This is a genomic window from Vibrio sp. Y2-5 (assembly GCF_014596725.1).
Taxonomy (GTDB): Bacteria; Pseudomonadota; Gammaproteobacteria; order Enterobacterales; family Vibrionaceae; genus Vibrio.
Genome location: NZ_JACVEG010000008.1, coordinates 1 through 26,207, shown reverse-complemented (window position 1 = coordinate 26,207; position 26,207 = coordinate 1). Strand labels below are relative to the sequence as shown.

Annotated in this window: 31 protein-coding genes; 8 read left to right on the top strand and 23 right to left on the bottom strand. The window is 38.8% G+C overall.

The genetic code is table 11. The features are described from left to right. Window position 1 precedes the first annotated feature (1 nt). From HUO09_RS16895 to HUO09_RS16875, 5 genes are all read right to left on the bottom strand, one after another. Window positions 2-742 (bottom strand): DUF2895 family protein, encoded by a 741-nt coding sequence (locus HUO09_RS16895; protein WP_188234686.1) that lies wholly within the window; start codon window positions 740-742, stop codon window positions 2-4. 24 nt (window positions 743-766) lie between these two features. Further along, window positions 767-1,141 carry a DUF3487 family protein gene (locus tag HUO09_RS16890; RefSeq protein WP_188234685.1) on the bottom strand — a complete coding sequence of 125 codons (375 nt, stop codon included), beginning with the start codon at window positions 1,139-1,141 and terminating at the stop codon, window positions 767-769. Between the two features lie 74 nt (window positions 1,142-1,215). Then, complete coding sequence (locus HUO09_RS16885) at window positions 1,216-1,608, bottom strand: DUF2976 domain-containing protein (protein ID WP_188234684.1); 393 nt, start codon at window positions 1,606-1,608, stop codon at window positions 1,216-1,218. 25 nt (window positions 1,609-1,633) lie between these two features. Next, on the bottom strand, window positions 1,634-1,969 hold the full coding sequence (locus HUO09_RS16880) for a hypothetical protein (RefSeq protein ID WP_188234683.1): 336 nt from the start codon (window positions 1,967-1,969) through the stop codon (window positions 1,634-1,636). A 17-nt stretch (window positions 1,970-1,986) separates the two neighbouring features. After that, window positions 1,987-2,292, bottom strand: coding sequence for an RAQPRD family integrative conjugative element protein (locus tag HUO09_RS16875; protein ID WP_188234682.1), 306 nt, complete (start codon window positions 2,290-2,292; stop codon window positions 1,987-1,989). A gap of 265 nt (window positions 2,293-2,557) precedes the next feature. Here HUO09_RS16875 and HUO09_RS16870 point away from each other — a divergent pair, with 265 nt between their 5' ends. Beyond that, window positions 2,558-2,902, top strand: coding sequence for a hypothetical protein (locus tag HUO09_RS16870; RefSeq protein ID WP_188234681.1), 345 nt, complete (start codon window positions 2,558-2,560; stop codon window positions 2,900-2,902). A 73-nt stretch (window positions 2,903-2,975) separates the two neighbouring features. On the opposite strand, the gene HUO09_RS16865 is transcribed toward HUO09_RS16870, so the two are convergent. From HUO09_RS16865 to HUO09_RS16810, 13 genes are all read right to left on the bottom strand, one after another. Next, a complete protein-coding gene (locus HUO09_RS16865) occupies window positions 2,976-3,782 on the bottom strand; it encodes a DUF4400 domain-containing protein (RefSeq protein WP_188234680.1) in 807 nt (268 codons plus the stop codon). Beyond that, window positions 3,782-4,594, bottom strand: coding sequence for a thioredoxin fold domain-containing protein (locus tag HUO09_RS16860; RefSeq protein WP_188234679.1), 813 nt, complete (start codon window positions 4,592-4,594; stop codon window positions 3,782-3,784). The genes HUO09_RS16865 and HUO09_RS16860 overlap by 1 nt, the downstream gene beginning before the upstream one ends. A 96-nt stretch (window positions 4,595-4,690) precedes the next feature. Continuing rightward, window positions 4,691-6,982 (bottom strand): DNA topoisomerase, encoded by a 2,292-nt coding sequence (locus tag HUO09_RS16855; protein ID WP_188234678.1) that lies wholly within the window; start codon window positions 6,980-6,982, stop codon window positions 4,691-4,693. 173 nt (window positions 6,983-7,155) lie between these two features. Continuing rightward, window positions 7,156-7,761, bottom strand: a complete 606-nt coding sequence (locus HUO09_RS16850; RefSeq protein WP_188234677.1) for a hypothetical protein — start codon at window positions 7,759-7,761, stop codon at window positions 7,156-7,158. Continuing rightward, a complete protein-coding gene (locus HUO09_RS16845; RefSeq protein WP_188234676.1) occupies window positions 7,749-8,018 on the bottom strand; it encodes a hypothetical protein in 270 nt (89 codons plus the stop codon). The genes HUO09_RS16850 and HUO09_RS16845 overlap by 13 nt, the downstream gene beginning before the upstream one ends. A gap of 155 nt (window positions 8,019-8,173) precedes the next feature. Continuing rightward, a complete protein-coding gene (locus HUO09_RS16840; protein WP_188234675.1) occupies window positions 8,174-9,718 on the bottom strand; it encodes a recombinase RecT in 1,545 nt (514 codons plus the stop codon). A gap of 74 nt (window positions 9,719-9,792) precedes the next feature. Then, window positions 9,793-10,293 (bottom strand): single-stranded DNA-binding protein, encoded by a 501-nt coding sequence (locus HUO09_RS16835; RefSeq protein WP_188234674.1) that lies wholly within the window; start codon window positions 10,291-10,293, stop codon window positions 9,793-9,795. A 143-nt stretch (window positions 10,294-10,436) separates the two neighbouring features. Further along, window positions 10,437-11,123 carry a hypothetical protein gene (locus tag HUO09_RS16830; RefSeq protein WP_188234673.1) on the bottom strand — a complete coding sequence of 229 codons (687 nt, stop codon included), beginning with the start codon at window positions 11,121-11,123 and terminating at the stop codon, window positions 10,437-10,439. 599 nt (window positions 11,124-11,722) lie between these two features. Continuing rightward, a complete protein-coding gene (locus HUO09_RS16825) occupies window positions 11,723-11,950 on the bottom strand; it encodes a hypothetical protein (protein WP_188234672.1) in 228 nt (75 codons plus the stop codon). A gap of 4 nt (window positions 11,951-11,954) precedes the next feature. Further along, on the bottom strand, window positions 11,955-12,230 hold the full coding sequence (locus HUO09_RS16820; RefSeq protein WP_188234671.1) for a hypothetical protein: 276 nt from the start codon (window positions 12,228-12,230) through the stop codon (window positions 11,955-11,957). Continuing rightward, window positions 12,227-12,358, bottom strand: a complete 132-nt coding sequence (locus HUO09_RS22490) for a hypothetical protein (RefSeq protein WP_262926949.1) — start codon at window positions 12,356-12,358, stop codon at window positions 12,227-12,229. The genes HUO09_RS16820 and HUO09_RS22490 overlap by 4 nt, the downstream gene beginning before the upstream one ends. 463 nt (window positions 12,359-12,821) lie before the next feature. After that, on the bottom strand, window positions 12,822-14,561 hold the full coding sequence (locus HUO09_RS16815; RefSeq protein WP_188234670.1) for a DEAD/DEAH box helicase: 1,740 nt from the start codon (window positions 14,559-14,561) through the stop codon (window positions 12,822-12,824). A gap of 29 nt (window positions 14,562-14,590) precedes the next feature. Next, the gene (locus tag HUO09_RS16810) at window positions 14,591-15,499 is read right to left on the bottom strand and encodes a DNA replication terminus site-binding protein (protein ID WP_188234669.1); all 909 of its coding nucleotides are present in this window, start codon (window positions 15,497-15,499) and stop codon (window positions 14,591-14,593) included. Between the two features lie 859 nt (window positions 15,500-16,358). On the opposite strand from HUO09_RS16810, the gene HUO09_RS16805 reads away from it, so the two are divergent. The 3 genes from HUO09_RS16805 to HUO09_RS16795 are packed head-to-tail and all read left to right on the top strand — an operon-like array spanning window position 16,359 to window position 19,162. Continuing rightward, window positions 16,359-18,449: a replication initiator protein RctB domain-containing protein gene (locus tag HUO09_RS16805; protein ID WP_188234668.1), complete on the top strand. Its 2,091-nt coding sequence runs from the start codon at window positions 16,359-16,361 to the stop codon at window positions 18,447-18,449. 20 nt (window positions 18,450-18,469) lie between these two features. Beyond that, window positions 18,470-18,775 carry a hypothetical protein gene (locus HUO09_RS16800; protein WP_188234667.1) on the top strand — a complete coding sequence of 102 codons (306 nt, stop codon included), beginning with the start codon at window positions 18,470-18,472 and terminating at the stop codon, window positions 18,773-18,775. Between the two features lie 15 nt (window positions 18,776-18,790). After that, window positions 18,791-19,162, top strand: coding sequence for a hypothetical protein (locus tag HUO09_RS16795; RefSeq protein ID WP_188234666.1), 372 nt, complete (start codon window positions 18,791-18,793; stop codon window positions 19,160-19,162). A gap of 208 nt (window positions 19,163-19,370) precedes the next feature. Here HUO09_RS16795 and HUO09_RS16790 read toward each other — a convergent pair whose 3' ends face one another. Beyond that, window positions 19,371-20,150: an FKBP-type peptidyl-prolyl cis-trans isomerase gene (locus tag HUO09_RS16790; protein ID WP_188234665.1), complete on the bottom strand. Its 780-nt coding sequence runs from the start codon at window positions 20,148-20,150 to the stop codon at window positions 19,371-19,373. Between the two features lie 154 nt (window positions 20,151-20,304). Between HUO09_RS16790 and HUO09_RS16785 the strand changes: the two genes are divergently transcribed. The 3 genes from HUO09_RS16785 to HUO09_RS16780 are packed head-to-tail and all read left to right on the top strand — an operon-like array spanning window position 20,305 to window position 23,210. After that, a complete protein-coding gene (locus HUO09_RS16785) occupies window positions 20,305-21,483 on the top strand; it encodes a hypothetical protein (protein WP_188234664.1) in 1,179 nt (392 codons plus the stop codon). A gap of 1 nt (window position 21,484) precedes the next feature. Next, complete coding sequence (locus HUO09_RS22340) at window positions 21,485-21,919, top strand: hypothetical protein (RefSeq protein WP_223159484.1); 435 nt, start codon at window positions 21,485-21,487, stop codon at window positions 21,917-21,919. 4 nt (window positions 21,920-21,923) lie between these two features. Continuing rightward, on the top strand, window positions 21,924-23,210 hold the full coding sequence (locus HUO09_RS16780; RefSeq protein WP_188234663.1) for a site-specific integrase: 1,287 nt from the start codon (window positions 21,924-21,926) through the stop codon (window positions 23,208-23,210). 41 nt (window positions 23,211-23,251) lie between these two features. Here the strand turns inward: HUO09_RS16780 and HUO09_RS16775 are convergent, their stop codons facing one another. From HUO09_RS16775 to HUO09_RS16760, 4 genes are all read right to left on the bottom strand, one after another. Beyond that, the gene (locus HUO09_RS16775; protein ID WP_188234662.1) at window positions 23,252-23,473 is read right to left on the bottom strand and encodes a hypothetical protein; all 222 of its coding nucleotides are present in this window, start codon (window positions 23,471-23,473) and stop codon (window positions 23,252-23,254) included. 5 nt (window positions 23,474-23,478) lie between these two features. Next, window positions 23,479-23,970 carry a hypothetical protein gene (locus tag HUO09_RS16770; RefSeq protein ID WP_188234661.1) on the bottom strand — a complete coding sequence of 164 codons (492 nt, stop codon included), beginning with the start codon at window positions 23,968-23,970 and terminating at the stop codon, window positions 23,479-23,481. 249 nt (window positions 23,971-24,219) lie between these two features. Continuing rightward, window positions 24,220-24,651 (bottom strand): DUF2787 family protein, encoded by a 432-nt coding sequence (locus HUO09_RS16765; protein ID WP_188234660.1) that lies wholly within the window; start codon window positions 24,649-24,651, stop codon window positions 24,220-24,222. A 40-nt stretch (window positions 24,652-24,691) separates the two neighbouring features. Continuing rightward, window positions 24,692-24,958, bottom strand: coding sequence for a hypothetical protein (locus tag HUO09_RS16760; protein WP_188234659.1), 267 nt, complete (start codon window positions 24,956-24,958; stop codon window positions 24,692-24,694). A 536-nt stretch (window positions 24,959-25,494) separates the two neighbouring features. Here HUO09_RS16760 and HUO09_RS16755 point away from each other — a divergent pair. Then, window positions 25,495-25,752: a hypothetical protein gene (locus HUO09_RS16755; protein ID WP_188234658.1), complete on the top strand. Its 258-nt coding sequence runs from the start codon at window positions 25,495-25,497 to the stop codon at window positions 25,750-25,752. Window positions 25,753-26,207 lie beyond the last annotated feature (455 nt).

Here is a 26,207-nt window from a genome sequence, read left to right as displayed (position 1 = left end):
ATTAGTCCTTGATACGTTTTGGTTCATCGCTGTAACCAACGATTCTTAGACCAAGCGGGTTGTAATCGAGATTGCTTTCGAATCGCTCGACGAGGAAGAAATACCGATAGGTCGGACTTCGAACTAATTCACCATCCATCCTTTCTTCAATTTTTATATCTAAAAATACTTTCCACGAGTCTTTGCTGACTTGAATTACGCGATCTTCAAACTGGAATAGTTGACCCGGCACAGCACTAGGTAGACGCGTACGGTTTAGTGCTCCTTTCCTACTCATTTCTTCATATTTTTCTTTCAGTTGCACTTGGAACTCTGGACTCAGGAAATATTGGTATCTATCCACTAAAGGAATAGCTTGGTCATCACCAGACTTATCCCAATTGTTCATGTCCAACCACAAGAATTGAATGTCACTTAAAATTGCCGATTTTGGATACTCGCCTATCTTCATCGTTAATCCAGATTGCATTTGTGGAGAGATTTTCACCAAAATACGTTTGGGCATCTGGGATGTTGTGTACATAGACATGAATAAGAGACAAACAAGCAGTGCAATCATGAAACGAAGAGTTGCAACGTGAGATAAATGCTCATGGGTTTTTTGGACCATTATTTTAGGTAACTTACCAATTCTCTTTGATAAAGGAATTTCGTTTTCATCAAATTCTTTGCTGGAAACTAAATCTATGGTTTCAGTTTCTGTTATTACGGCTTCTTCCGGATTCTGATTTTTTTTGAACATTTTCTTAAGGTCCAAATCCACGTATTACCTACCTATCTTCTTTGTTTCCCAGACAGCATCTGGCACTAACTTGAAATTGATCTTTACGCCTAAAATCCCTCTATCCTGTAGACGTCGTTGTAAGTCGATCCACATCATGTATGAAGGACGATTTCGTTTCAGTACTTGCGCCCTCAATGCCCCTCTATATGTCAAATACGAACTGATTACAGCATCGAGAATAAACCCGTACAAAATGGTGTCGGCTAAGTAGTGTGAACCAGCAGCGCACGGTATAATCAGAATTACAAAACAAACGGCAAAGAAAGAAACCATTTCGCTAGCTGTAAAACCAGCCAGAAGATTAGGAGTAAAGTCGATTGTATCGAGTATTAGATCTGATGTTTCTTCGTCATCCATCTCTTGAACCTTCTTCTTTTTTCTTGCAATACGGATTTGCGCTCCCTCTTAGTAGGAGCGCGATAGTTTGCTAATTATGAGTTCAAGCCTGCACCTGCGTACTTTCCAGCTTGGTTGAGTAGGACATAAACAATAACAAGAATAAGCGCACCCACACCCATCGTTAAACCCAAACCACCCCAGGTTTGTTTTTGGTTAGTCACCCGTACGAACTCCCAAACAAAAATTGCCGCCATAATGATTAGTGCAATTACACCGAACGACTCTGTAGCTAAAATTGCGAAGTCCGCGAAGCCCTTACGAAACAATGTGATGTAGTTTCCGTTTGTAACATCGGTTGTTACTGGCGTAGGTAAACTATATGAAGCTGCAAGCGAAGGTGAAATATAGGCAAGCGACGTAAGTAGGCTCACCGCAAGCTTATCGCTCGACTGATATATGCCTTTTAATAATTTTTTAACTAACATGAATTTCCTCGTGTTCTTATGTTTGTTAACTAGATGATTTACTAACAAGTAGAGCGATTGAAATGGTGAGAATAAGCATTAACTTCCCGGCCCAAATAACAAAGTCCATTTTTTGAATTGTCTCATCGACAAAAGCAGCACGAAAAAGCCCAAATAGCGCCCACGCTGAACAAAATAAAAGCAGAACGGATGGTATTAGCCGCAATGTGAAAGCGTATTCTTCGTAGCTCCCAGAGCCCAAAATCGTATTCCAGTGAGTTTCATTGGAACTATCAGGAGATGGTGCAAATATTTCCGCATACGCCAACCCTGGTGAAATTGTTAATACAAGTAATGCAACCAACTTACGGAACATATTCACCTTGGTCTCCTTTCTTGTTATTTACTGATTGTCGGCTGATTTTGTTCAGCCTTATAACGATTGAATGGTTCAGCAGGTGCATCTAGGTAATGACGAACTTTTAATAGAGTTTCCCGGATATCTTTTCGTAATGCGGAATAATCCATTTTCGCTCTACGGTTCATATCAGCGCTGTATTGTGCTTCGTCCAAGATCTCATTTAGCGATTCAGTTTGGGTTGCCCATCTTTCTAGTAACTCTCGTTCCTGCCATACGTCAGCATGAGCCAACTGTGGTAGGGATAGTGCAGCTACGCACAAAAGGATGCTGTGTTTTAGTATCATGACCTTTTCCTAGAATCTTTCCGTCATCCATACTCTTGTGATTTCTGAAAAGGCCTCTGTAATTAATACGGAAGGGATTTTTCAACCGTTATTCTTCCCATGTATGTAAATACCTAAATAAGTGTGGTTGTTGAGATAATTCCGATTTACAAGCAGTATTTTGTAAATTGCATTTTTTTATTCAGAGGGGGGTGCGGTAGACACTGAGTGGGTTATAAGATGTTCTCATAGCCACTAAGAACGAATAATTAAGAAGGAAAAACATATGCGTGAGCTACTAGAATTTCTGAACTCAATGCTGGATAAAGTAGAACCAGCCAAAATTGCTTTTATTCAATTCCATGCGAATAACCCGATTCTTGCTTCAACACTAACCGTTGCGGTGATTGTGTATTTGGTTTACTTACACATCACTTACAAACCAAAAAAACGCAAGTTGTGGGATGAAAATGCAGCAAAAGAACCTTATATGGTTGTACTGTTATGGATTCTTGTTCCGCCTATCGTTGTGACCTTCAAGATTGTTACGGTTTTAGGTCTGATATTAATGAAGGCTTGGTACAAGTTTGAAGACGTGGTTTTGGAGCGTAAAACTCACAAATCGCACTGAGATCAGATAATAACCAATGAAAAAGGCTGACGGGGTAGCACCTATCAGCCTTTTCTTATCGTATGTTGTGACTCTAATAGTATTTTTTGTATAGCGCTGCCAAGTACCTAACCGATATACCTGTTAGTACCACAGAAGGTACAAATACCCATAAAGGATTGACACCATAAGGAATCGATACATACGTGAATAGAACTGTGATAGATACCATTCGTAATTTTCTGTATACCAACTCTGTTCTATCCTGAAAATCCAGCTCACCTTTAAAAGTGGCCACTTTCCGCTGGGTGAGTCCATTGCTTAAACCAAAACAGATAGAGAGAAGATAAACCGGTAGGTAGTTAACTATCGTCAATATCTTTAACAACCAGACCATAGTCATAAGTAATACGGTCATCGCCAAGTTGTAAAAATAGTCACCCGACTGTCTAAATGTTCCAAAAAACGCCCCGTTCTCTGCTGTAACCTTCTCATCATAGATATTCGAAAATTCGAAAGAATAATCCAGAATTTTATGTTTGGACGTTAGAAAGGAATTAAAAATGCCCGTATCGATACTACTGATACCAGACAATTTATCTTGTATGTAGGTGACAATTACAGTGAAAACCTCTTTAACATCGAGCCACTTACCTAGACTCTCCTGATAAACCAGCATTTCTTTGTAAATATTCAATGACCACCTGTAATTGTTGTCACCCAAGAAGAAAAAATAAGAATAAATTGCGATTGACAGAACAACTGACACACCACCAGCCAAAATACATAAAGAAAAATAGCGTCCAAAGGTTGCTAATACCGTTGTAATTAACGGTATGTCTTGCCGCCGCTTTGGGGTATTTGGGTTGTTACTTGTGTTATTAGTTGTAGTGTCGGCCATTAGTTTATCCGTTCTACTGCATACTTATCGTCACGATAAGCCTCTTCGAAAGTCTCAAGAAGCTTTGGCATAGCCTCCGGTAGCGTGATTGGAATGTTAATCCCTTTGTAGTAAATGGCCGGAGTACCGGTTACACCTATCCCTATGGCAGCTTGTTGATGCAACACCATTTGCAAAGATGGTTTGCCAGTACCTTCAGTTGGAATAATTCCGTTCATCTCATTAGTTAGTGCTTGGAGAGGGTCTTTTTGGCCTTGAATAGCCGACATGCTTAAGAACTCAGGTCGTTTATCACCATAGCGTGCAAATAGAATAAATTCTACGGAAATCCCCTCATTAAGGAGCGTCGGTAATCTCTTGTGAAAATCTTGGCAATGAGGACAGGTTATATCTGTAAACACCTGAATTCTATATTTTTCATTTGGAGCTTTGGCCAGAATTTTATACTCAAGCTTATCAAGAAATTCTCTCGTTACTCGTGAGTTGCTGCTTACCAAATCTCCATTTTCATCAATTTTAAGAATGTTATTCCCATACATTACTATGCCTTTTTCATAGTTAACTTGCATGAGCCCGGCATTACTAACAAGGGTTTGGAACCCAACTTCGTTACTCATTGAAGTTACATATTTGGAGGCAACTTTAATCCCTATTTTAGTTAGAGCTGCATTTACATTGATGATTTGGTCTTGACTTGGTTGCTTTATATCTAACGTTGATGCTGCATTAGTTGGAGCGGAGATTGCACCAAAGAGTAATAGAGAAGTTAGTGATAATGCCTTTATTGTGTGGATACGCTTATTTAATTTCATTAAAGTTACCTTTGTGAGCCTTCAATACTACTTTCAGACTCACAGCATTAGGCGCGCACTTTTTTTAGGTCATTTTTTTCAGCCCATAAGACAGATTTATAGTTTTCTGGTAAAAGTGCAACTTGGGTAACCACTACAACCAATGAACATCGACTTCTTGGCCGTTTTTATCTTGAGTTCAGAATTGCATTCAGGACACAATTCAAAGAACGGACTATCTTCCAGATCAGGGAAGTTGCCACAGCTGTTGCTTATACATTTCCAGTAATCACCAAACTTTCCGATGTTGTGCTCTACCTCGCCCTTACATTTTGGACACGGCATCTTACGTCGCTGCATCGTCTCTTTGTCGAATGGCTTATCTTGATAATCATTGAAATTTTTGGAACATGACGGACAATGCCAGTACACACCCCGGTTGTGTTTGCCGGGTCGTTGCTCTGCAGTATAACTGTGGCATTTCGGACATTCTTCTAACCTTTCTGCTTTTAAGAACTTTTCAGGTATGGTTATTCCCTGCTTTATCTGATGGACAGTTTGAGAAGTTACCTGTTCTACGCCGCTCATGAACTCATTAATGGACATTGTACCGTCTTGAATCCGCGATTGTTGGTCAGCCCATATAGCGGTGGTCGTTGGATCTGTGAACGTACTCGGCAAAGCTTGGTATAAGACTATCGATTCTTCAGTTTCTCTCACTTTACCACCAACCTTCCTCAGCAACCCTTTTTTGAAAAGTTCAGTCAAAATAGGAGTGCGTGTCGCGGAAGTACCAACACCAGTAACCTCTGGTTTTCCTTGACTATTTTTCAACAGCATTTCCTTTATCTCTGGATCATCGACGTGGTTAGCCGCATTTTTCGCTGCACTTAATAATGAAGTAATAGTGAAGAATGGTGGTGGGGTTGTATGCCTTAAAGAACAATGGCTTTTGACTACGGAAAATTCTCCTCCAATACTACACAGACTGAGGTCAACATCTAAGTTTTCTTCCTCATTATCATCAGTATTATCTTCTGCTTCTGGTTCTGGCTCTCGTACGAACAAAACTTTCCACCCTAGTTTAAGCTGTCTAGATTTCTTCGCTTTAAAATGGCGCTCTACCCCATCATCGTCAGTCGTGTGGAATTTAAAACTAACGTATTCCTTTACGTGTTCAGGCAAGAATTGGGTTATGTAGTTACGCACGATCATGTAATAGACCGAGAATTGCATTTCATTTAACTGTGAAACAGCGGATGTATTATGTGTGGGAATGATTGCGTGGTGTGCGCTCACCTTTGTAGAGTTGAAACAGGCAGGGACATGGTTCTGGTCCACGCTAGTCATAGATATCAATGGCGCAAACAGATCAACTTCAGCTAAGTCATTAAGTAAAGATTCAGCATCATCAAATGACTCATCACTCAGATATCTAGAATCCGTCCTGTTGTACGTTATGAGTTTGAGATCGCGTAGCTTCTGCGTTGTTTCTAACACCTCAGATAATGAATAGCCAAAAAGTCGGTCACATTCGCTTTGTAAACTACCGAGGTCAAAGGGCATTGGTCGCTTTATAGGTTTTTGGTCAACATCAAGTTCATCTAGTATGAATTTCTTTCCTGCGATAGAGGATTCTAGATGTACCGCAAAATCCTTATTGTTCAATCTACCTTCTTCATCGACTGGATCCTCACTAGTTGGTATGTAACGAACTAAATCGAGCTCTGTACTGCCGATAGTTAAAGCAGCATTCAAAATGTAGTAATCCGTTGATGTGAAGCGCTCTCGTTCCAAATACCGTCTCACAACTAGCCCGACAAAAAATGATTGCACTCGTCCAGCGGTAAGAAGTTTGCGCCATCCCTGAAAACCTGCTTGCGTAGTTAAGGCTCTAGTGACATTAAACCCGACGAGTTGATCGAGAATTTGACGGCTTCGTTCACACATTGCATTGACGTAATCCTCCTTACCTGGTTTTGCTTGCTGCCAAGCCTGAAGTATTAAATTGTTGTCGTTAATGTATACGCGTTTTACTTCATTTTGGCATTTGAAGTGCTCGTAAATGCTCCAAAATATCCACGAGCCTGCGTTATCTATATCGGTACAGTTATAAACTAGGTTACATTTTTTTAGCAAAGCACCAAGAACGTCCAATTGTTTTTTTGTTTTAGGTTCAGGGACGAATTTTACAGGCCATTTCATCGGGAGTTGGTCTCGATTCCATTTTTCAAGACTCTTATCAAAATAACTCGGGTCAGCTAGCTTTAACAAAAAACCCTGAGCCCAACTCACTATTAAGCCAATATCCGTACACTCGTAATACCCAGTACGTTCTATGACGTTTTTGGAGAGTGTGTTTGCTATTTCTGTGGCCACTTCCCGCTTCTCAGCGATTGCTAAGTCCATAATAACTGCACCGAAAAAATAATGATTCACATATAATTTTCAATCATAGTCGATAGTTCATGTGCAGTAAATTGACACTGGTTATATTTCAAACAAATTTCACCGTAATTTTGTTAATGGGAAATTGGGGAAATGGAGGAATAAAAAAGGCCACCGAAGGTGGCCATTTATGGTTATGAGAAATACTGATCAATGCAAGCCATAATAATACGGCGATTTTGATCATACATTTCTACATATTTGGATAACTCGAGAATACTCTTCGTTTCCGGTATATCTAGATTCGATTCATAATCTACGTTATCCATTTTCTTTAATACTTCACTTCGGATCAAATCAGCAGAAGCTACTTGGTCAAGAAGGAAAGACTCTATTACATCATAGGCCTCTGCCTTCTTATCTATACCAATACTCTCCATGCAAGACACAAATGAGAAATCATCATCTGGGTCATCAATAATCCATTCCAAGTGTTCAACCAGATTTTGCTTGTTTAAGTAAAAACAAGATCTCAAGTCATCCACCATTATGAAATATACACAGATTTGCATTGTGTGGAGTTCGTTTTTCAGGTCCCAAGATACGAAGGCGCGAGGCTTTTTAGCAAGCTTCATTCCTTTAAGTACCTGTTCCTGATGTTCCTCACGATACAAATATGGAAGCAAAGTGTTTAAAGGATTTACTTCCGCCTTCTCTCGTGGGGTTTTACGTTGTCTTGGCTTCGACTGTGTTTCAACACTACCTAATTCAAGCTTTGATAAGAAGTCTAGTTGAGCCATTGTTTTGTCTCCCCTAGCCTTGCCTGCCATAGAGAATTAAAGGCTGACAATTGTTGCGATGAAGCTCGCTTGATAAAACCAAATAGATAAGTCTTCAGTTCTTCTGCACGGTTAACGCCCTCACAAAGTTTACTGTCAGTTAATGCATCAACTTCAGCTAAGTTACTCACCAACCACCAAAGTAGTTTTGGTTGATGGTGATTAAGAACTAGCATCTCCTGATATGCCTGAGCATGTAATGAGTTTTGTGTACTCATGGTTTTCTCCTTGATCATTGGTTGCCTTTCGGCAAACTCCATTGAGTTATTTGACTTCCAAGCTTGGTGGATGAACCCACCAAGCTTATTAGTCTTTGACTCCTTAATTGAACACCTTTCGGTTACGGTGTAGGCACTTAATCGTGCCTACAGTTTTACGCTGCTATGTTCACTTTTTCGACAAAGTTAAGAAGCTGTTCTTCTGAGATTACATTTTCCTTAAACAGACGCTGAATAGCGAATTGCTTATCTTTACCTTGTAAACTCATAACAAAGCCCGCAACTTGGACGTCATTGAACATTTCAGAATCTGACGAATAGCTATCAATGAACATGTCGATAAACATAATACTATCGTGGTTATCAATATCCTCTTTGCTAATAGTAGCATTGAGATACTCAATAACTTCCGATGGCAAGCTAGATTCAACATTCGTTTGCGTAGTCGACTCAGGCTCTACAGCTTGAGTTTCAACTACAGGCTCAGTCACTACTGAATCTGTTTTGAAAGGAATTTCATTTTCCATTACAAATGGAGGTTGAAATCCAGTCTCACCATCTTCAACAGTGTCTTGCCCAAACATACCTTGATAGCGTTCAGCATCCTCATCTGAAATTTCCTCTACCGAGTCAGCCTCTTTTTCGACTTCTTCAGTTTTAGTTGTTTCAGAATCATTTGCTTGGGTTCCTGCTTCAGATTGAGCTTCATCAAGAACCTTTGCGCCAGCTTCAGCTTGGTTTTCGCTATTAAGCTCTAGACCTTTGCGAATATACGCAGGTACTGTTAAGTCAGGTTCATCACTATCACTAGGTGATTGGGTTGAAACTTCGTTAACGGTCTCTAGCTTTTCCGCCTCAACTGATTTATCAGTTTCAGCTTCCACTGAATCAGCGGTAGATGTTTTTGGTAATTCTTTAGCAACGGGAGCGCTATGAGATTCCACATTCTCTTTCTCAAGAGGTTTGTGTCCTTGTGCAGCACTTTGTTGCTTCGTAATTAACTCATCAACGTTCGATTTGATACGCGATCCATCTACAGGTTCAGGTTTGGTTTCAGACTTAAACTTGAAACCAACGGTATTTACCAGTTGCTCAAACTCATTCATTTCTTTCTCTGAAATGTTCATTTCCAAGACAGAATTTTCAGGGTTATCTTTACCGTAGAAAGCTAGTTCGATAGCCTGAGCAAATGTAGTCTGACGTAAACGACGTTTTGGTTTCTGTATCCAAGCAGGACTCACTTCACTAAAGCACTCATCGAAGTATTCACGTGCAACAAATGGACGTTCAATTCCATCCACATAAACACGAGCTTCTAACCAAGCAAAGCAAGTAACGGTATTAACTGTTCCGTTACGTAGCTTGCTCTCTACGTTTATAGTTATGGTGTCTCCCGAGTCAGGATAGACAAACTCTACGCCCTGGTAAGATGATTGTCGGTTTGCAATACGTAGGCAACCAGACATGCCGATTTGTGTTCTGTATCCATCGACTTCACCATTTAAATCTTTGTCTGCTACAACATAGATTTCATGATTAAACGGATTCAGATCACGTGTTAACGCCGCCTGAATTAAGGTTAATACAGAATCAGAGCAGAACTTGGTGTAGTGAGGAAAGCATTTTGACTTCAATACACAAAGCATCTCTTCTATTTCGTTAAAACCATATTTTGTTGCAAATGTTTTGATCATTGACATGGGTATTTCTCCTTGATTACTTAGCCCTTTCGGGAATAAATGGAACACTATTCAAGCGTTCCATATTGGTTTAGTTAAAATTCTTCGTATTCTTCAAACTGCGGTGCTGGCATTTGCTGACCGTTCGATTGAGGAAGGCTCTCACTACGTGGCGAATACTGCTGAGTAGGTTGTGGACGTTGACGAACTGGTTGTGCGCGTTGTGACCCACTGCTGTTAACAGTATTTTTTGTAAAACGTACGACTGCATCTACAGATGTATAAGTGGTGTTGTCCACATGTGGCTGGTACTCATAAATTCCTTCATAACGATGAGATTTAACAGTAACCATTTTTGCTTTCACATGAACCAAAGCGCCCTTACGAAAATATTCCGCATTATCGACGATTTGTTTAGCTTTCCATCCAAACACTGAAACACTGTGTCGAACGGAAGTTTGACGTTGTTCACCAGTGGCCTTATCTCGAAAAGTCTCATTAGTGATCACAGCTAACTTCACGACAGTATTATCAGCGTTGCCGCAGATGTATAAGTCTTCGGCTAAATTACCCTCTAAAAATAGACAGTTATTCATTTTGACTCCTTGCTTAATGTAGGTTGACTTTCGTCAGGTTAAAATCCGCATCAGTGCGGGTTAAAAAATCTCAATTCCAATGCTGTACCATTGGGATTAAGACTTGGAAAAGAGGTAATGATACATTACCTCTTTTTTATTACTTATGCGTGTGACACTGTCCCATTAGATGAGTACGTGCTATTGCGCATTGCTTTTCTGCGTGAACCAGATTGACTCTGAAATTTTGCAGGATTTTTATCCGAAGATTTATTCTTCACAAATTCAGCACGTTGTTTACGTAACTGATCACGTTTACTTTGGTTAGTCACAGTCTCTGGAAGAGGCTGTTTAGCAAAAGTATTTTCAACGATTTCTTTATTTCCAAATGCACCAGAAACAAATAAACCTTTACGTAGGTAAGCAGGTTGGCTCAAGTCAGCTTCATGCTTTACTTGAGGTTTAGCCACTTTAGGTTGCTTCGGTACTTCGTTGACTATGTCTTTAACAGACATGCTAACGTTGTACTGAGCAAAACCTTTGGATGGTTTCGATTCTGCAGGAGATTCTGTCATATGAACAGTTTCTTCTTCAACAGTATCTGTTTCCTCCTTACTACGTTTACGTTTTGCTCGTTCTTCACCGAACTTATAGAACATTTGCTGCATGCTAGAGATAAATTGATCTACTAGCATCATCGGTAAACGCATAAAAATATCTACAACAATGTAGACACCTTCATTCACGAGTCTTCTTAATAAGTATCCAAGCATAACTGCTGCAATAACCCAAAAAGCTAACTCGGCAATGCCGTACCAAAATTCGCCCATGTAGGCTGGTAAATAAGGCATGATAGTCCCCTTGATTAAATTTCCTTTCGGAATGCTTGCTAACGGCAAGTGCGCAATTTTGCGATAGTGCAAAAATAGGTATAAGCACGTCTAGTTAACGTAACTACACCTATTTCAACACTCGGTATGGATAGCATGGATTGAATGCTTAAGAGAAGGATTACAGCTTTTAAGCTGTATGATAAGAGTCTTCAGAATACAATGCTGTTTTAGGATAAACAAGTGTTTTGTCGCCATCGAATACCAGCATTTAGAGCTGTAGTATGATCAAAAATACTCAGAGTGCATTGTAAATACCGAAGTAAAACAATGCACCTGAATATCAATAACAACGTGGCCTATCGCCATTTGTTCTTTATCCACTGTGTAATACGTCGGGGTGTTTCGAACAAAACAAAATCAAAGCATGTAATTAGTAAAACCCAGAGATATAACGCCCCTAGTACAAATTTCACCTTTGAGTTCCATTCAAAATACGCCCCGATTATTGGCAGTAAGATAGTAAATGCCAGAAGTAACAGAAGGCCTTTACATATGCCAGGTTTGAACTTAACAAAGATTCTCATAAGAAACATCGAGTGATTCCTTTCTTTAATCTGTTAGCTCAAGCCTTTCATTGCTTCACTTACCATCTCTAAAGCAGCTGGAACTACAATTTGTAGCGCCTTAACTATTTGGTCTTTCAATGGTTTTAGCGCTGCGATAAAGCCACCAACAGCCTCATTCATATCTCCATTGGTTAAATAAGTAGATATTGCTACTAATCCAATTAGAAAAACAACTAGGCGTAATGGCTCTCGAAGCATACTAAAGAATACATAAATCATAGTATTACCCCTTATGAAAATGTTGTTCCTTTAACTTGCTAAGCTGATCGAGTCCGGATTTAACTTGACTGTCCGTTCTGGTCAGTATCATCAATGTTTCGGACATCCCTTTTGGTACATCGTCTAACATGAATATCGGGCCTGATTTTGACGCCAGCACACGAATATGAGCTCCACCTAGAAGTACAGAGGCTTGTTGGGCAAATTCTTGTGGCTTGGATTCTTTCAAGAGCTTGATCAAAGTTCTTTCCAATTCTTCGCGTTCGAATTGTACCGTCATAAAGCCACCTTTCTTTTTTGAGGGTGAGTCTCTGTGCGATGAACTGGTGGTGTTCTATTGCTTCGGTATTTAGGTCGGTGTGTTTTGCTAAACAGTGAATGGTTCAAGTCGATGACTTTTACTTTCATTTGTGACTCCTTGATTAAATTAAGTGCTTTTCAGCGAGGTATTGCCATGAATGACATAATCATTTAAATATTAAACCGTTTAATCTTAGGATGCAATTTCACAATCGAGTTATCTTGCTCAACTTATTCATCTTTTTTGATAAATATCGGTTCAATGCGTTTGTAATAGAAACCAATCTTTCAGAAGCGTTTTTTACCACCCAACATTTCAAATCGCCCATGTTTGTAGAGCTAAAATTAGCAAGGTGCCCGATTTCATTATTTAGTTCGTCGTCATATCTAGGTTCCTCTGCAATCATTATGAAAAGCAAATCTTCGGATTCGACAGATTCAAAACGAAGATACAGACCTAACTTTGTAGTACTTAAGTGGAGAGTTGTTTCTGTAAGGGTCATCTGTCTTTACCTGTTTATTGCGTATAGGTAAATCATAACGGATTTGAGGCACGGTCAAGTATGCAGTATTAAGCGGCTAATAGGTCTCTGATAACAGTTTCCTGATCGTTTTGCCAATGCAGTTTATTACGTTGCGAATGTACGTAAGCTACAGAGTAATTATACCCAAATTCATTTTGTTTCGTTATTACCGCTTCTGGTAGAACTATTCGATTTGCCACTTCTCTTGCAAAGTCTTGTGGCTTGACCAAATGACTTATAACGTTGATATCAGTTACGTCCGTAAAATACGTAACAAATTCTTCTTTCATCTCGGTAAATGGAATGAACTCACTAAGGAAAGGACTTCCAGAAGTCTTCACTTTTTGAGCTACTTCGGTACCAAAGAATCTAATTTGCAGGCACAGCTGTTTATTTATAAATGCTGGCTTTATGTCAGCGGTATGGATATGAAATAGCGACAGTCCTTTTGGAAGTTCATAACCTGCCTTGGCGCAGTAGGAAACGATAGCTTCAGAGGCCTGAACCAGAGGCCTTGAATAATCAAAGACGAAATCACAATTATCACAGTGCTGATCATAACGATTCAGAGCTACATTACACTGAGGGCAGCGAATGACTCTTGATTTTAAATGGCTCGGTGATTCTATACAGTCAGTAGACCACTCAATCATGTCTGCACGGCCAAGCGCATGAGTATTCTCAGTGTAATCTAAAAGCATGCATTCTTTTTTGGCGTCCTTTGTACCCATTAAATGAGGGCGCATTCCTCTGCCACACAACTGTACCCAACGACCTTTTGACTTTGTTGGTTTAAGGTTTACGATCAGGTCAATAGCTGTTTCATCAAAACCTGTTATAAGAGTTTCACATGAGATAAGCGCGGTAAAATTACCGTCCCTGTACTCCTCTAAAATTTTATCTCTCGCTTTTTGTTTTGTATTGCCATCAATCACCCTGGCTTCAATTCCCATCGATGTTAGATAGTCTAGAACCGCTTCGCAGTGTTTGACGTTCGCGCAATATATTTTCCATTTTTTTAAGCCAAACATTCTCGCTTTAGCAATTGTATCGTTTAACGCATCATCGGTTCTGTTGTCTTCCATCATGACGTCTGCGGCTTCGTCACGGTTATAGTCATAACCCCGGACGTTCACTTTATCCATCGATACTGTAAATGGTGTTTTAACGTAACGAATAGGTACAAGAAACCCGAGCTCTAGTAACTCTTTCAGGGTTACCTCTGCCACAACTTCTTTAAACAGTGGATTCTTACCGTCGGTTAGTTTGCCAGTAGTAAGACGGTAATCAGTTGCTGTTAACCCTACAATCCGAACCTTTTTATTTACAACTTTTTGTTTACTAATGAAGGTTTGATACATCCCATCACCTTTCGGAGGGATTTGGTGGCATTCATCGACAATAATTAAATCGAATTCGCCCATATCATCACGTTTATAAACAGACTGAATACTCGCAAAAATAATCTGATTTTCTGTATCTCTACGATCTAACTTGGCGGAAAATACGCCAGCATCAACGGATGGAGCAATTTTAAAGAATTTTTCTGAATTCTGTTTAACCAGCGTTGTATCTTGGGTCAGTACGATGATGCGGATTTTCTTAGTACTATTGAAAGAAAGTGCGTCGATTACAATTTGAGCTAGGATGTGTGTTTTACCGCCCCCAGTAGGGACCTTAATAAGTGGGTTACCTATCTTATTTTTCTTAAACCACCGCCATAACTTGGTAACTACACGTTGTTGATAGTTTCTTAATGGATTTTGTATGATTTTATTTAGTTTCATTACGCTTCACACATAATACAAAAAAAAGGTTAATCGACATAAATACCAAATCCAAGCCCGCGTAATTTTCCGTATTGGTCTGGAAATTGTTGTGGACTGGAATCACCTGTAGACCATGACGGTGCAACATACGTTTCAAGAGGTGTTTCTTTATACCCTTTTGGAGCTCGGACAATCAACACTGGAACACTTAATTTGAGAAGTTTTCTTTCACTCTTCATCCCTTCTAGCACCCCCAGTTGATGAACTGGATGAATCCTTACACTCATCAAACGGTAGAGGTTGCTCCCGTTTGTAACGTGAGAATTAAGATTTGAGTGGAAGCGCTCAAGCCGCTGGTACTGATGAATTGACGTTTCTCGATCAGTAGGTGCAGCATTTGAGGTAATTAGCTCTACTTCTTTATCATTTAATAAGATTGGTGCTTTTTGAGTATCACACCAATGAAAATGTGACGATGTAACATTATTTAATATTGGAATTTGTCGGTATATAGTTGAGCTAATAACATCTTTTACTTTGGAATCGTAATACTTCCTGCGTTCTAGGCGTGACGGAATAGCGTGTCTAGCACCGTGTTTTATGATTTTCTTAGCTTCATTTATTTCTGATACTAGTTTACTTATATCAGCAAAGGCCCAGCGATTGAGTTCAACTGTACCAACGAACTTGGTTGGTACTGTAATACCTTCGTGCTTTTGCTCAAAGTTGTAGATATTACATGCAATCCTGACGGCTTCAGACCCGGTTATTTCCGTCACCTCAATACTATGATTAAGAACGCTGTTTCTTTTCCATGGGGCATAAGTGTATAGAGTTGCTTTATGTACTCCTCTCTTAATCTTGGTAGATAGGAGTTTTTTACCTTCCGTAATCACATCGAAAGCTGCCTCTAGATTACTAACCGTAGTACCTGAATATTCATTATCATTTGACAAATGCTGATCCTCAAGTTGTAAAAATCTAACCACCGCTGTATATTTATACAATAGATTAACACGATAAAAGCTGATCTATTACTCCCCCCCAAAAAGGAATGATCCTTTTCATAGTGATCAAATTCACATTTTTAAAATAAAAACCCACAAATACACTTAATAATCCTGTTTATATCCTGTGCATAGCTTGTTGGTAAGCTTGTATTTCGAGCTAATCTACTGTTTTTTCTAAAAATCATGGGGTTAGATTTGTAAACTTTCAGGGTTTGATTTTTAAATCCTTCTGGTTAGATTTTTAGAACCAAGCGGTTAGATTTTTATAACTTACTGGGTTAGATTTTTAAACTTAGGCGGTTAGATTATTAGAAAGTCTCGGTTAGATTTTTGGTTTTTAGCGGTTAGACTTTTAAACTTTTCTGGTTAGATTTTTACGGTTTAACGGTTAGATTTTTAAAACCTCTGGGTTAGATTTTTATGATTACTTGGTATGATTTTTGGAATCTCTGGGTTAGATTTTTAGTTTTATCCGGTTAGATTTTTAGTTTTTAGCTTTATTATCTTCAAATTTTCTCACACAAAACAAACTCAACTTATTGAATTACAATAAGTTTCAAGAAAGATCTTTTTGGAGTGTGTTTTTGGTATTCATGTCTCTTTCAAATTTGAGTATGATAGCAAACCGATATAGCGACTTTATTAAACGTGGCTAGGGGCAAAACGATTCTAATAGACTAAGTACAGTGCAGTATTGAAGCTATCTTAGATCCATTTGATCATTGATCTCATATAAAAAGATCAATAATAATAATAAAGGTCGTTTTGTGTTTATTTAAGAAAATGGATATAGTGGGTATTGTTGATGAAAGAGATTGAGCTAGACGAGACTTTTAAACCAAGTCCGAACATGAAATTGTTTCTAAATCCTTTCTTCGTAAATGATGATCTAGTTATCCCCTTCTTTACTCTATCCAAGCGTTTAAATGATGCAGGCTTAAAACTAGAAAGCAAATATCTGCTGTTTATTACAGAACTGCTTAGAAAGAATCAACATAAAGCTGTCATACCACTAAGTCACGTATTGAGCGAAATTGTTGAGTCGGAACTATGTAAAACGACAGTTTGTCGTAATTTGTTAAATCATTTCTTTATAGCTAAGGGCATTTTTGAAACTCCCACCGTAAAAGACTCTAATTCTGATCGGATTTATCCCGCGATTACGTATTCGGGTCAAATTCTCGACAATCTGGATTCTATCATCGACTCCGCTGGAAGTAATAATTTGCAAGTTCTGAAATCTGAAGGATCCTTATCACCTGCTTTAAATAAGTTAAATAAACAAGCAATTAGAAATCAAATTTCCTACATTCCAAGCTCATTTGATATCGCAACTGATGAAAAAAGAGTTATCGCAATCAAAGATAACTATTCTGGTTTGATGAACATTCTGGTATCAGTTGCATCAACAGATAAACAACAAAATAGAACCGGTACCATGGCAGTGTCTCTTAAGCAGGGTCCTCAAGAAATAACCATGCTTACAGACTACGAGGTTTCAACATGGACCAACTCAGACAGTGTGATGCTATTTAAGGATTTGAAGTATTACTTTGCTGCAAATACTCTTACGTTCCATGCACATGTTGCACGCCTAAATGATTACCTTTACCAGAAAAGACCTCCTGTTAACCGGACTCACCTTCACATCGATGACATTCTTTCTCTAATCTACCCAAACACAAAAAAAGGGTTTGGCGGAATTCAGAGAAATGAATGCCGAGAAGCACTACAAAGAATTCGGAAAACCATAGTGGAATTAACTCCGCATAAACAAGAGGAAATCTCTGTTTTAAAGAATGCCTTGATGCAAACTGGTGAAAACGATGGTGACAGGCCAGTAACAGAAACTGAAATAAAGCCTTTCAGTAAACTTGCTCGCGTTGAGTACACGAATAGCAAAGGTAAGTTCGGAGCAAGCACGATGGACTATATTGTTGAGCTTCCAGAAGTGCTTTTTAATTCGTTATTCTGTGAAGAATTTCATTGGTTAATGCCACCTTCCATACTCACTGTTGATGACCTTTTCTTTGCGCTATATCTTTACCTACGTACTCGTATGGGGCAAAAAGGCACTTATACATTCAGCTTTGAGTCTTTCTTCCTAGTAAACTCTGGAACAGGTTCTTCAGTGTCAGATTTTGCAAACCGTTTGAAAGATGCTTTATATAGCTTGTCTAGGTCAACAAAGAACAAAACTAAGATTTTTAATGCTACAAAAACCAAATATAAGGCTCAATATACACTAGAGCTATATGGATATACCTGTTACATAGATTGTGCCAATGAAGAAATTTCTGTAACCGTTGATCAAAAACTCTTTCTGGCTGCGTTAGAACTTCACGATGGACGAAGAACCACACCAACCATTTCAAACCCATTAGCTAACATTAGTTTCAATGAACTAATCCAGAAAAAGGAGTTCACAGAGCCTGAGTTGAATTCTTTAGCTAACTTAGTACAAATGGGTAAGAAGCACCTTACAAAGACCCTACAGAGTACAAACAGGCGTTTAGGTCATATGATTCGAACCGTTGTCAACGAGCCTGGTTATATAGGTCTTTCTTGCTCTACTAGTGATACCCCTCAGTTTTACATCACTTCGGTAACCAGTGAGCAAGAAATTTATTCTTTAGCTACTCAGCTTGGAGACGATTTCGGAATGGCTGTATCGGATATTAGTGAACACTTATTTTCTTTACAGGAAAAAATCGACAATAAGTTCTTAGGTACCAAATTACCAGTATCAGTACTTGAAGCCGCTTATCGTTTTTACTGTGATGGGTTCCAACTAGGTGATGGAAGTATAAAAAATCAAGTTGAGCTATTCCAACTTGCTCAAAAGGAACCACATAACTTCGATTCTCTTCTATCTATGTGTAATATGCCCAGATAATTAAGGGAAGCAAAAGCGGTATGAAAAATCTATTTATATCAACGCTTCTGGTTATGTCTGCATCGATAGCAAATGCTACAACTACAGAGACAGTAGCTAAAGAGTTTGGTTCGGCCATGGTCGATTCATTAGTTGAACTTCAATTACAAACGATATGTGGTACTCATATTTCAAGTACAGGTAAGAAAATAGTTACCGTTGATACCGACTGCATTTCAAACGTGAATGAATTGCTTAGCACGTTAGAAACAGAACCAAGTGCAATTCAACTGGAGAAGAAGGTCAGCGCGTTCATGGATGCTAACAACATCCCTAAAGCGCTTTAACGAGAGAATTAAAGTATGAAAACGGTTGTTGCAGAGTTTGCATTGCCAAGAAGAGAACCCAACGAAGTGTCAAAGCTAGTATTGAAACGGTTGGCCGATATGGGTGTCGATGTAGCTGTTTTAGAGTTAGACGATAGTGACGATAACTTCTTTTGGTCAACGAGGGATAATGGCGAACTCTATCATAATCCTTACCTCCGCATTAGACTGGACGATGATTTCTACTCTGATACACCAGTTTATTTCACGGAACTCATGCTTCGTCAGCATAGCGGAGGTGATATTTCACACGATGTAAATCGTGATACTTGCTTAGAATTTCTACCATCCGAGATAGATCAAAATATTCAAAGAGTTTGCGACATTTACATTAAGTATTCGGAGTAAGGGATTATAGGTGTGAGGAATGGATTTACTTGTTTATATGCGGCATTTCCAGCTTCCCTCTTTGCTGCGTTATTTATGTTGGTCCAAAATAATGTCCACATGGCACCCCTCCCCTGCTAGTCAAGAGAAGTTTGCGGATAACTAAAAAACCCCTATCTAAAGTCAGATAGGGGTTTGTCTTAGAGGTTTTGCAAAAGGTTATTTAGTATTAATCTATTTTACTCAGTTTTACTCGGTAGATTAATGTTGAATAAGCTGGGATGTTAGGCTGTGGTTGATCCTTATACGCAAGTTCTGGTTTTATTACGAATTCATATTCGCTACCTTCCGTCATTAATAAAACACCTTCTTGTAGTCCTTGTGTAAGGTCAGAAACAACAAAGCTTGAAGGTTGCTTTCTCCAGTTCGAAGAATCAAAAACTCTACCGTTTCCTAATCGACCCTCGTAGATCAATGTAACAACACTATTTATACTGGGTTTGATTTTTACAACCCCTGGTTTAATTACTCTGTAAAGTAATCCTGAAGCCGTCGCCATTTCACCTTTTTGTTTCTTGGCTGATTCTTGAATTTTTATACCCGCTTGATAATCCGGGTATTCTTCTTTGGTCTTGCTGAGATCCTTTGTGACCGTATCGAGGTAAGTTAATTGGCGAGCAATTTGTTCTCTTGTCAGCTTAGGAGATTTACTAATTGCATCGCGGACACCTTCTATGACCTTTTCTCTCTGGAACTTAACCGTAGATGTTGATTCAGTTTGTTCAATCAATGCAGAAATAGTTCGCCCTACTTCATACCCTACACTGTAAGAAGCGTTCTCCATGTTACTCGGAATTTCGGCAATTTCGGTGGATTCGGTTTGTGTATTTGCTGCAGCGGTCATTGGAATCAATGAACAAGTTGTAAATAACGCCACATAGCGCATAAATTTCCCGGATTTTAGGTTTCGGAAATTACAATTTATAGATTTCTTGTGAATAGAGCTCATTCTGCGTCCTACAATTGTGTGAAGCGTTATATATTTGGTGTATTATAGGTTTAAAATTTAAGCCGGTAAATCCTAACCTTACTGCCTCGGCATACAAGGTTGACCGTATGCCCATTTGCATATACTGCTACCAATCAATTTAAGGAGGGGTTTAATGGATTTCAATGCGAAAACATTCCAAACTTTATTAATGAATACATATGGTTCTATTGCAGCTGCTGAATCTTATATTAAAGATGGAAATATAGCCCTTGCAGAGATTTGTTTGACCAAAGGGAAAGAGATTTATGATTTACTAAAGGTCGAAGCTGATATCTACCTTAAAGTGGTTAGTGAATTACGAACCACGATTTCCGAAAATGGGATGCAAATTAACACCAATATAAATGATTTAAAAAAACTAGGTTCGGAATGCAAAGTATTAGCAGACCAGCTTGAAGAACTTCAGCAAGCATATCGTGAGCTGGAACTGAAGCATTCTATTTCAACGAAGAAATATGAAGATAGCTCATTTGCTAAAGATGAGCTGCTAAAAGAAGTTAGAAGGAGCTTATCGGATGCTCAGACTCGTGCTTCAAGAGTCGACAAGATAATGCCCGAGTTCCAAGAACTTCAAAATCTAAAACCTAAACAGCTGAAGCGTGATTACGACCGTTTGCTTAAAAAGCATAAGAAAATCACTGAAGATCAAACAAAATTGATATCTGAAAATGCTGACTTAAAAATCTCGATAAAAAAATTGTCAGAAAAGACCAATGGGGACCATGAAGTTTGCGCATATGAGGGTCTACAGAGTGAAATTACGTACAGAGTACTTTTCCTTAAGTTCCCACTAGAACTTGCAATCCATGATGCTGAACTGATAAAGCTTTATGACGGATTGGATTTTCATTACCAAGTCCTATTGAGTACCGGTGTGTCTTATATACTCGCGATGACGGAATTTTTAACGCCAGTAGTGCCTGCAAATATTGGGTCTAATAACGATTGGCCGCCTGAATTGAATACGGAAATTCACAAGTCATTTTCGAACCAGATAGCAGCTATTAACCCTAGATACGTGGAATATGTTAATTCACTTAAACATGTAGATTTCGTTTCAAACTATGGAAACGCTGATGAAGAAGTTCAATTATTGAAACAGGCAAAATTTACCAGTCTATTCTCAGTTGTTTCACTGCCATTATCTGAATTTCATAATCGAATTAAAACTGTCATCGAAGATGCAAGTTTAGACTTCAGTAAGAATATTTACTCTAGGGCGAGAACTGCAGGTTTAGCACTGAAACCTAAACTACTAATTGAAAAAAAACCATTGAAGCGAGCTTCTTAACTTGTCTGAGTTACCTGTTACGTACGAAGTCCAAATTGACACCTCTACCCCACAGAAAGTAGAGGTGTTTAAAAAGGCCAAAGAACTTGAATTATTAGACGGCCTAGCACAACTGGCTAAACATTTCGGGAAATTTGATTCTTGCCAAATAGAAGTCCCACAACCCTCTTCCGACCCTAAATCAAATGATGTTTTGAGGATTGTTGCCGGTTATAAATTAATGGAAGTTGTAATAACTCAGTTCCATTCATACCCACTAGTCACCAGAGTGTCAGATAAAGCTTTGTTTCGCCTTGTCCCCATAATTAACGATCAAAACCAAACTATCATCCATTGGATCCCTGATTCACCTAGAAACACGGTTACATTTTGTTTCGACGTACCTTATTATCAATTCCCATCATCAAAGCGAGTTATCCCAACCACAGGATATTAATAGAATGCAGTACCCACCACTTTCAGTATCCAATTTTTATCCAGTAATCCTTCCTCATTCGTACTCACAAGTTGTTCTCCCAGAATTAAGAGAAATTCTTCAAGTCCTATTCAATGAATTACCAGAAGCTCAGGAAGAATACGAACTGGCGGAAGACTTTTTATCTGAGTTAATGGGCAATAAAAACAACTACGACAGCTACAGAACAGATTTAGTGTGTTTCTTGAATTGGGTTTGGGCTCATAAACTGGAAGTTGGTTCAATTCGTAGGAAGGAAATGACTCAATTTATTTTCTTTTGTAATACACCGCCCCAAGAATTGATCGCGAAAGCCGCCCCAAGAACAGTACTAACGGATTCTAAGTATCGTGATGAATTTATTTTAAACCCAGATTGGCGCCCATTTAAAAATCCGAGTATTGAAATGCCCTACTCGCGCAGCCAAGCTACTATTGCAAAGCAATTATCAGTAATTAGTTCTTTTTATACGTATTTGAATGATTGTGAGTACTGCGACCATAATCCCGCGGCGTTAGTATTAAGACGTTTAAATATCGGTTCATTAGATAACGTTAAGCCTCATGATGAAGTTGATAGATCTCTCTCAATATTACAGTTAGCCACTTTGCTTGATGTAATAGAGGATTTGGCTTCGGAAAATCGAGATAAGTATGAACGTACACGTTTTCTTGTGTATTTAATGATTCTCGCTTTCCCAAGACGCAGTGAGGTTTCGGCTTCAACAACATATTCTCCTAAAATGTCAGATTTTATAAGGGTTCGAGTTGGCGATGAATTTAGGTATGTATTTCATATAAGACGAGCTAAACGAGGCCGTTCTCGTAAGGTGCTTTGTCCAAGAAAATTGGTAGATGCATTGGTACGGTACAGAAGATTTTTAGGTCTAACTGATTATCCGGACTCGAATGATAATTCCCCGTTGTTTACAAGGCACCGCCCCGCGTCACATGGCAGAGATGCTGGGATTGTTGATGCCAACCTATCCTCTAATTCCATTTATAATTTGATAAAAGAAATATTCCACTTTACTGCATCGAGACTTGAAGATATGGAAGAGTTTGAAGAGGCAGATATACTCCGTTCGTTGTCCGCGCATTCAACTAGGCACACCGGTATAAGTTTGGCCTTAAGCGCTGGTAGGTCGCCTGAGAAGCTTATGTTAGATAGCGGCCATAACAGTTACTCAGCATTCAAACGGTACGTGACAACGAAAGTTGATTTCAGAGTTGGTGAGGTTGATTTGATCGATAAAGTATTAGATAGTTTTTAGAAGTTTAGGAAAAAAGCCCGCTATGTACGCGGGCTTTTTTATTAGGCTTTCTCTTTTAATATGAGAACCATTTTCTTTAATAACTCATCAGGAGATAAGTTTAAAGCTTGTAAAACACCAATTGCTTGTTCGAAGCTATTAGCATCCTTTACATTTATAGCGCTAACCATCTGGTTTGCTACAAGCTTATACATGTCGCTGGTGGCCGAGTCACGGAGGTGTATAAGTTTACCGAGTTGCTTACTATCGATTAAGTTACTCATAACACTCACTCTGTAGTTTCAAGAACACGTTTGTACTCTTGTTTCGCTCGTTCAACGATGTAGTCGCTTTCGCGATTTTTTTCATCGATAAATTCAAAGTAAACTTTATTAAAACAACATACCCAATTGACCAAATTTGCTCTGATTTCATGTTCGGTTATGAAGAAGGTTAAACCGTCAATAATAGTCGGTCTTGCGTCTACATAACCCATCATGAAATTGTAGGCTTCTTGGCTGATACGTTTAACCCGCGTTTTTAGAATATCTTCATATTCAATACTTAAAGTATCGAATTCATCATGAGAGATAAAGCTCACATTAGGGTAATCCATTTTATAATCGTCAATAGGAGTAAGCTGCTCACCTGTCACAACTAGCTCTGTATTTTCACTTAAAATGGTTACTGTCTCGTAGTGACCGTACATAAGAAAGTATGCCTTATCGACTACGAATCTATGCACGGGCATCGTCCCTTTCGAATTTAAAATGATTTCCATATTTTCTCCTTAATTTTCACTTTTCAGTGTTAAAAATGGTTTACGTAAATATTTCGTAAACCAGAATGTGCTTAGCGATTTCCAACTTTTACCATGTAGACAATTTTAATTTCAGCCGAATTTTGAGCTGAAGTTGTTAAGAGTTCACCTAACTCTTTGTTAGAGTCAATGTACACATTAAAACCTCACCTTTAGTATCACGCTTAATTAAATGGCACATGGCGTTCTCTGCCGTTTGCTGAACATAAGCTACTCTCCCGTAACTAGTTTCTTTACCGAAACGAGATCATAAGAACCAATTTCATAGTTGGTAACTATGTTCTGTGCAAACAAGTCAAAAACATCACTTACTTCAGTTTCGAATGGAGCCTCGATCGCTAATCTTCCAACGAACTCAAAATAACAAGCTCTTAGGGAGAAATCGAATCGATTACTTTCAACTAGCCCTCCAATTGCACATTCACCCTCTGCACCACAGAACTCAACGAGTTCGTGTAACGTCAACTGATTATCGCTACCTCTTTCTATCGTGAAATTGCAAGGGCGATGTCCGCGATGTTCAATGGAATAGTTTCCATCAGCTAAAGCCAATTCATAACATCCAGGTTCTTCTGGAATGAATTGGGTTAGGAAATTGCGTACTCTTTGGGTTGGCAAAAACGATACGTTAGAAATTTTCATTGTATATTACTCCTTGCTTAATGCCTTTCGGCTTTATTAGTTAATAACCAAATTTAAGAACACCTTTCTGAAATAGCATCAGAATAAAATTGTCTTGTTTGGTTTTGTTCCAGCTGCAAAAATGTGTCCAGCGTTCAGGTGTTGAGGCTTTTTTCAGTGCGTCTTTACCTTGCTTAATGAAGCGTTCGTTCAATGGTTCAATGACTGTAGTAATACAGTTATTACAGGTGCCAAATCCGCGGTCATGTTCTGAATCTTGTTTCCCGCGAAAACCATTACCACAACAGCTACAAATTAGACTAGCCATGAATTACTCCTTAATTAAATATGTCTTTCGACAGTGGGAACCTATGATTGGAGTATTATCCATAATCAAAAAGGTTTATTGGTAAGTAGGATTTAACCTATAGATTTATTTGAAATGAATGTCTTTCGACGTTTCCGTTTTAATGTCTTTCAGGATTTGACATACATACCTTAAGGTAAGTTTAGAGAGTACTACTTAGCATCTAGATAGTCAATTTGGATGGAAACCAAAGTAGGGGGGGGTGTGATCGACAACTATGTCTTTTTGGGTAAATCTATCTTCAATCCCTTACTATATAAGGCTTCTACGCTTGCATCGATTTTGAGTAACATTCGGGGGTGAGTGGCAACCCCAGTGATCGACGAGACATCTTTACCAATGATTTTATCGACATAAAAACACGACTTTTAGCTGCTTTTCGTACTCACATCATTCCGCCTTAACAATCACAGTTCAATTAGTCATCAAGTCATCAATAGCTTAATGTGTATACTAGCCATCAATAGTTATTGAAATGAATATTGAGGGTAAGCCGGGTGTTTAGAATTTTTGATGTCATGGTGCAAGGTGTTTTGTTCTTTCTGGCACGCCTTTTGGGTTTAGGTGTGGGCGCTCTTGCAAGACAATTTGGTTTCAGTCTTGGTAAGTATTTCGGAGGAAAATTCATTCAACCGCCCGAACCGAAAGTGAAATCAGATTGGGAACTGGCAGAGGAAATGGACAGAGCGGCTTACAAGGAGGCTAAAGCTAAAAAGAAAGCTGAAAAGGCTCGTAGAAAAGGTTCAGTAAACTAAGATAGCTTACACAAACAACCTGCAGTCCTTATCCTCTAAAACGACAAACAGGAAATGCTTTTGCAAGTACTGGGGCAAAGACGTGCTTGCTATTCTTGGTTCACTTCACCTTTGCCAAGTGAACTGACAGAGGAAAAGTAACAAACTTTATTGGAATCGATTAATCTATATGGTCTTCTGACAATCGTTGTGATCGACAACTATGTCTTTTTGCCAAATTCTACCTTCAATCCCTTGGTATATATAGTTTCAATGTTTGCGACAGTTTTGAGACAAGTAAGAGGAATTGGGAAATCGTTGTGATCGACAACTATGTCTTTTTGCCAAATTCCCCCTTCAATCCCTTGGTATATATAGCTTAGATGTTTGCTACAGTTTTGAGACAATCAAGAGGAAATGGGAAATCGTTGTGAACGACAACTATGTCTTTTTGCCAAATTCCCCCTTCAATCCCT

Coding starts and splice junctions, on each gene's coding strand:
- HUO09_RS16815 (WP_188234670.1), bottom strand. CDS start 14,561: ATGAAACTAAATAAAATCATACAAAATCCATTAAGAAACTATCAACAA.
- HUO09_RS16790 (WP_188234665.1), bottom strand. CDS start 20,150: ATGAGCTCTATTCACAAGAAATCTATAAATTGTAATTTCCGAAACCTA.
- HUO09_RS16760 (WP_188234659.1), bottom strand. CDS start 24,958: ATGGCTAGTCTAATTTGTAGCTGTTGTGGTAATGGTTTTCGCGGGAAA.
- HUO09_RS16775 (WP_188234662.1), bottom strand. CDS start 23,473: ATGAGTAACTTAATCGATAGTAAGCAACTCGGTAAACTTATACACCTC.
- HUO09_RS16785 (WP_188234664.1), top strand. CDS start 20,305: ATGGATTTCAATGCGAAAACATTCCAAACTTTATTAATGAATACATAT.
- HUO09_RS16895 (WP_188234686.1), bottom strand. CDS start 742: ATGTTCAAAAAAAATCAGAATCCGGAAGAAGCCGTAATAACAGAAACT.
- HUO09_RS16825 (WP_188234672.1), bottom strand. CDS start 11,950: ATGATTTATGTATTCTTTAGTATGCTTCGAGAGCCATTACGCCTAGTT.
- HUO09_RS16780 (WP_188234663.1), top strand. CDS start 21,924: ATGCAGTACCCACCACTTTCAGTATCCAATTTTTATCCAGTAATCCTT.
- HUO09_RS16850 (WP_188234677.1), bottom strand. CDS start 7,761: ATGGCTCAACTAGACTTCTTATCAAAGCTTGAATTAGGTAGTGTTGAA.
- HUO09_RS16840 (WP_188234675.1), bottom strand. CDS start 9,718: ATGTCAATGATCAAAACATTTGCAACAAAATATGGTTTTAACGAAATA.
- HUO09_RS16805 (WP_188234668.1), top strand. CDS start 16,359: ATGAAAGAGATTGAGCTAGACGAGACTTTTAAACCAAGTCCGAACATG.
- HUO09_RS16875 (WP_188234682.1), bottom strand. CDS start 2,292: ATGATACTAAAACACAGCATCCTTTTGTGCGTAGCTGCACTATCCCTA.
- HUO09_RS16865 (WP_188234680.1), bottom strand. CDS start 3,782: ATGGCCGACACTACAACTAATAACACAAGTAACAACCCAAATACCCCA.
- HUO09_RS16855 (WP_188234678.1), bottom strand. CDS start 6,982: ATGGACTTAGCAATCGCTGAGAAGCGGGAAGTGGCCACAGAAATAGCA.
- HUO09_RS16795 (WP_188234666.1), top strand. CDS start 18,791: ATGAAAACGGTTGTTGCAGAGTTTGCATTGCCAAGAAGAGAACCCAAC.
- HUO09_RS16765 (WP_188234660.1), bottom strand. CDS start 24,651: ATGAAAATTTCTAACGTATCGTTTTTGCCAACCCAAAGAGTACGCAAT.
- HUO09_RS16870 (WP_188234681.1), top strand. CDS start 2,558: ATGCGTGAGCTACTAGAATTTCTGAACTCAATGCTGGATAAAGTAGAA.
- HUO09_RS16820 (WP_188234671.1), bottom strand. CDS start 12,230: ATGACGGTACAATTCGAACGCGAAGAATTGGAAAGAACTTTGATCAAG.
- HUO09_RS16800 (WP_188234667.1), top strand. CDS start 18,470: ATGAAAAATCTATTTATATCAACGCTTCTGGTTATGTCTGCATCGATA.
- HUO09_RS16890 (WP_188234685.1), bottom strand. CDS start 1,141: ATGGATGACGAAGAAACATCAGATCTAATACTCGATACAATCGACTTT.
- HUO09_RS16835 (WP_188234674.1), bottom strand. CDS start 10,293: ATGAATAACTGTCTATTTTTAGAGGGTAATTTAGCCGAAGACTTATAC.
- HUO09_RS16830 (WP_188234673.1), bottom strand. CDS start 11,123: ATGCCTTATTTACCAGCCTACATGGGCGAATTTTGGTACGGCATTGCC.
- HUO09_RS16885 (WP_188234684.1), bottom strand. CDS start 1,608: ATGTTAGTTAAAAAATTATTAAAAGGCATATATCAGTCGAGCGATAAG.
- HUO09_RS16770 (WP_188234661.1), bottom strand. CDS start 23,970: ATGGAAATCATTTTAAATTCGAAAGGGACGATGCCCGTGCATAGATTC.
- HUO09_RS22490 (WP_262926949.1), bottom strand. CDS start 12,358: ATGAAAGTAAAAGTCATCGACTTGAACCATTCACTGTTTAGCAAAACA.
- HUO09_RS16845 (WP_188234676.1), bottom strand. CDS start 8,018: ATGAGTACACAAAACTCATTACATGCTCAGGCATATCAGGAGATGCTA.
- HUO09_RS16860 (WP_188234679.1), bottom strand. CDS start 4,594: ATGAAATTAAATAAGCGTATCCACACAATAAAGGCATTATCACTAACT.